The organism is Streptomyces sp. NPDC031340, from assembly GCF_055569945.1.
This window is the reverse complement of record NZ_JBVIIE010000121.1, coordinates 1-4134: the sequence shown is the minus strand read 5'-3', so window position 1 is coordinate 4134 and position 4134 is coordinate 1. Positions and strand designations below refer to the sequence as shown.

At 73.6% G+C, this 4134-nt stretch carries 5 protein-coding genes; 2 read left to right on the top strand and 3 right to left on the bottom strand.

All coding sequences use genetic code 11. The features are described 5' to 3' along the window. Window positions 1-113: 113 nt before the first annotated feature. Genes ACZ5GT_RS40625 through ACZ5GT_RS40615 form a run of 3 tightly spaced genes read right to left on the bottom strand, consistent with a single transcriptional unit; the run spans window position 114 to window position 2241 of the window. Window positions 114-365, bottom strand: coding sequence for a hypothetical protein (locus ACZ5GT_RS40625; protein ID WP_469036950.1), 252 nt, complete (start codon window positions 363-365; stop codon window positions 114-116). Window positions 366-411: 46 nt separating this feature from the next. Continuing rightward, complete coding sequence (locus ACZ5GT_RS40620) at window positions 412-852, bottom strand: Lrp/AsnC family transcriptional regulator (protein ID WP_324789602.1); 441 nt, start codon at window positions 850-852, stop codon at window positions 412-414. A 39-nt stretch (window positions 853-891) separates the two neighbouring features. Continuing rightward, complete coding sequence (locus ACZ5GT_RS40615) at window positions 892-2241, bottom strand: transaminase (RefSeq protein ID WP_469036945.1); 1350 nt, start codon at window positions 2239-2241, stop codon at window positions 892-894. A gap of 197 nt (window positions 2242-2438) precedes the next feature. Here ACZ5GT_RS40615 and ACZ5GT_RS40610 point away from each other — a divergent pair, with 197 nt between their 5' ends. Next, window positions 2439-3125, top strand: coding sequence for a TetR family transcriptional regulator (locus ACZ5GT_RS40610; protein WP_469036943.1), 687 nt, complete (start codon window positions 2439-2441; stop codon window positions 3123-3125). Between the two features lie 7 nt (window positions 3126-3132). Beyond that, window positions 3133-3918, top strand: coding sequence for an SDR family NAD(P)-dependent oxidoreductase (locus ACZ5GT_RS40605; protein ID WP_469036940.1), 786 nt, complete (start codon window positions 3133-3135; stop codon window positions 3916-3918). Window positions 3919-4134: the final 216 nt, after the last annotated feature.

Here is a 4134-nt window from a genome sequence, read left to right as displayed (position 1 = left end):
CCCCCCCACCCCCCCCCCCCCCCCCCCCCCCCCCCCCCCCCCCCCCCCCCCCCCCCCCCCCCCCCCCCCCCCCCCCCCCCCCCCCCCCCCCCCCCGGGCCCGGTGAGTCGTCGTCAGCCGCCGTTGAGGCGCGCCCGCAGCAGTTCCTTGCCGAGTTCGGCACCCTTGCGGCTGTCCGCCCGCGCCTTGCGGAACAGGTCGGCGGCCTCGGTGTCCTTCGCGCGTTCGGCGTCCTGGATGTAGGTCTCCAGGCGCAGGGCGTTGTCCAGGCACGCCTCGACGTACCAGATCAGGTTGTAGTCCTTGTCCTGCGTACCGGTGACGCGGCCGGTCTCCGTGCTGCTGGTCGTCCGAACCTCCTCCAGCGTTCTCGTTCCGGGACGGCTCGGGTACCCGCCTGGCGCCCGGCAATCAGCCCAGGTCCCACAGGAACCGGTGGGTGTGGATGCCGAAGTAGGGGAACGGCTGGATCTGTTCGACGCCTTCGATCGGCCGCACCACGTCGTTGACGAAGTCGAGCAGTTCCCGCGGCCCCGGCGCGACCACCTCGGCGAACAGGTCGAAGCCGCCCGACGTCAGCACCGAGTAGACCACTTCGGCGCGCCGGGCGAGTTCGTCGGCGACGGGACGCGGGTCGCCGTCCACGCGGATGCCGAGGAGGGCCATGGCCTGCCCGCCCATGGACATCGGGTCGGTGACGCCGACGACCTGGACGGCCTTGGAGTCCAGCAGCCTCTGCAGGCGCTGCCGGGCGGCCGACGCCGACAGCCCGACCCGGGGCCCGAGGTCGGCGTAGGCGATGCGGCCGTCGGTCTGCAGCTCGCGCAGGATGGCCCGGTCGATCTCGTCCACGTGCGTCGTCCCTTCCTTCCTCCTGCCGCGGTCGCCGTGTCAGCCGGCCAGTTCGGCCAGGGCCGCGGCGAACAGCTCCGTGTGGGCGTCCACGTCCTGCTCGGTCGTGTCGGGGCACATGAGGGCCATGTTGTGGAACGGGGTCAGCAGGATGCCCCGGTTGGCCAGGTAGAGGTGGAGGAAGTCCTCCAGGTCGGGGTCGGCGGCCGCCGCGGACTCGGTGCCGGTGCGCGGCGCCGGGTCGGCGAAGCGGTACTCGGTACGGGCACCGAGCCGGCTCACCGACCAGGGCAGCGCGTGGGCCTCGATGCCCGCGCGCACGCCCGCCTCGAACCGCTGCGACAGTTCGTCCATTCGGGCGAACGCCTCGTCGGTGAGGACGTGCTCCAGCGTGGCGCGCACGGCGGCCATCGACAGGGCGTTGCCGGCGAGGGTGCCGCCGACGCCGCCCATGTCGACCAGGTCGAGGTCGTCCCGGTCCAGCAGGCGCTCGGCCAGTTCGGCGGACAGTCCGTAGGCGCCGGCCGGGATGCCGCCGCCGATGGCCTTGCCGATGGTGAGCAGGTCGGGCTCGAGGTCCCAGGCGGCGGTGCAGCCGCCGGGTCCGGCCGAGAAGGTGTGCGTCTCGTCGTTGATGAGCAGGGTGCCGTGCCGGCGGGTCAGCTCCCGCACTCCGGCCAGGTAGCCCGGCTCGGGCAGGACGATGCCGATGTTGGTGAGCGCGGGCTCCATCAGAACGGCGGCGACGTCGCCGTGGGCCAGCTCGCGCTCCAACTGGTCGAGGTCGTTGAACTCCGCGACGCGGCTGGTCAGCGTGACGTCGCAGGGCGCCCCGACGTTGCCGGGGCGGGCCGTTCCCTCGCCGTCGGGCCCGACCACGATCAGCGACTCGTCGACGCTGCCGTGGTAGCTGTAGCTGTTGACGAGGATCTTCGGGCGGCCGGTGACGGCGCGGGCCAGCCTGATGGCCCACCGGTTGGCGTCGGTGGCCGTCAGCGAGAAGCTCCACCGGGCCAGGCCGAAGCGGCGGGTGAGTTCCGCGCCCACGAGTTCGGCGTCCTCCGTCGGCAGCATCGCCGTGGCCCCGCCCAGGTCGGCGAACCGGTGCCGGACCGCCTCGGCCACCACGGCCGGGGAGTGACCGGCCATCGCGCCGGTGTCCCCCAGGCAGAAGTCGATGTACTCGTGCCCGTCGATGTCGGTGACGCGGGCGCCCCGCGCGGTGGCCAGGTAGCGCGGGAAGGGGCCGGCGGTCTTGTTCATCCACGTCATCGGCACCCGCCCGAACAGGTGGTCGGCACGCCCGTAGGCGTCCTTCGAGCGCGGGCAGCGGCGCACGGCCTCCGCCCTCTCGCGGGCCAGCAGGTCCTGCAGGCGGGAGCGGTCCATGGGTCACCTCGGGATGTCGCGTACCGATCGAACAGCCGGACCCTACGACGGAAAATATCGCACGGACAAGTGTTGGCCGCTGTTTCCGTTGTCCATACGCTCGATTCCTTCGTCTTACCGGTTCCCGCAAGATGTCCCGATGGGACATCTGTCCCAATGGGACATCAAGAGCTAGAGTGACCGGTGGAGGGCGCACGATGGAGACATGGGAGGCGAGGGAGGCGATGCGGTCCATGTCCGGCACGGAGGACCGTCGGCAGCGCAAGGCGCGGCAGACCCGCGAGGCGCTGGCGGGGGCCGCCCTCGACCTCATCCTGGAGCGCGGGCTGGCGGCGACCACGGTGGAGGCGATCGCGGAGCGGGCGGACGTCACCCGCCGCACCTTCAGCAGGTACTTCACCGGCAAGGAGGACGCGGCCCTGGACTTCGTGCGCGGCGACGGCGACCGCATCAACGCGCTGCTGCGCGCCCGGCCCCCGGCGGAGCCGCCGCTGCTCGCCTACCGTCGGGCCGTGCGCGAGTGGCTCGCCGACCGTGAGAACCCGGCCTGGCACGTGCGCCCCCGGATGCGGCGCCTGCTGGGCCTGGTGGACGGCGAGCCCGCGCTGTTCGCCGCCTACGAACGCATCCGGGTCGACGCCCAGGAGGAGTCGATCCGCATCATCGCCGACCGGCTCGGCGCCGACGACGTCCGGGACGTGCGCCCGGCCGTCGTGGTGGACGCCGCGGCCGGCGTCCTCACCGCCGCCCTGCGCGTCTGGGCCCGCGCGGACGGCCACCACGACTCGGGAGCCGCAGACCTCGCCGCCCTGGTGGAGCGGGCCTACGACGCCCTGACCGGCGAGGCCGCGTCCGCGGCCGCGCACAGCACCACCGAAGAGTGAGAGCACCATGAGCACCGACACCCCCTCCGTCACCGACTACGCGACCGAGTTCGCCGGGAAGACCGCCCTGGTCACCGGCGCCGCTTCCGGCATCGGCCTGGCCACCGCGCGCCGACTGGGTGCCGGCGGCGCCCATGTGGTCATCGCCGACTACAACGCCGAAGGGGCCGAGAAGGCGGCCGCCGTACTGAAGGCGGAGGGCATCTCCGCCGCCGCCGTGGAGTTGGACGTCACCCGGCCCGAGTCCGTGGCCGCCGCCGTCGCCTTCGCCGTCGACACCTTCGGCGGCCTGGACCTGGCCGTGAACAACGCCGGCATCGGCGGCCCCAGCGCCCCCACCGGCGAGTACGACATCGAGGCCTACGAACGCGTCATCAGCACCAACCTCAACGGCGTCTTCTACTCCCTGCGCCACGAACTGCCCGTGCTGGAGGCGGCCGGAAAGGGCGGCGCCATCGTCAACGTGGCCTCCATCCTCGGCTCGGTCGCCTTCCCCGGCTCCCCCGCCTACGTCGCCGCCAAGCACGGCGTCGTGGGGCTGACCAAGACGGCGGCCGCCGAGTACGCGGCCAAGGGCATCCGGGTCAACGCGGTCGGCCCCGGCTTCATCGAGACGCCGCTGCTGCAGGGCATGGACAAGGCGGCCTACGACGGTCTGGTCGGGCTGCACCCCGCCGGCCGGCTCGGCCGCCCCGAGGAGGTCGCCGAGCTGATCGTCTTCCTGCTGTCCGACCGGGCCTCCTTCGTGACCGGCAGCTACCACCTCGTCGACGGCGCCTACACCGCGGTCTGAACCGGGCGGTCGCCGTCCCCGACTCCGAACCCGGCCCCGTCGGGGCGGCCGCAGCGAGCTGATCGAGGCCGATCGCCCCGAACGGCTGACGCCTGCCCCCGCCGTGGGGGGGGGGGGGGGGGGGAGGGGGGGGGGGGGCGGGGGGGGGGGGGGAGGGGGGGGGGGGGAGGGGGGGGTGAGGGGGGGGGGGGTGGGGGGGGGAGTAGGTGGGGGGTG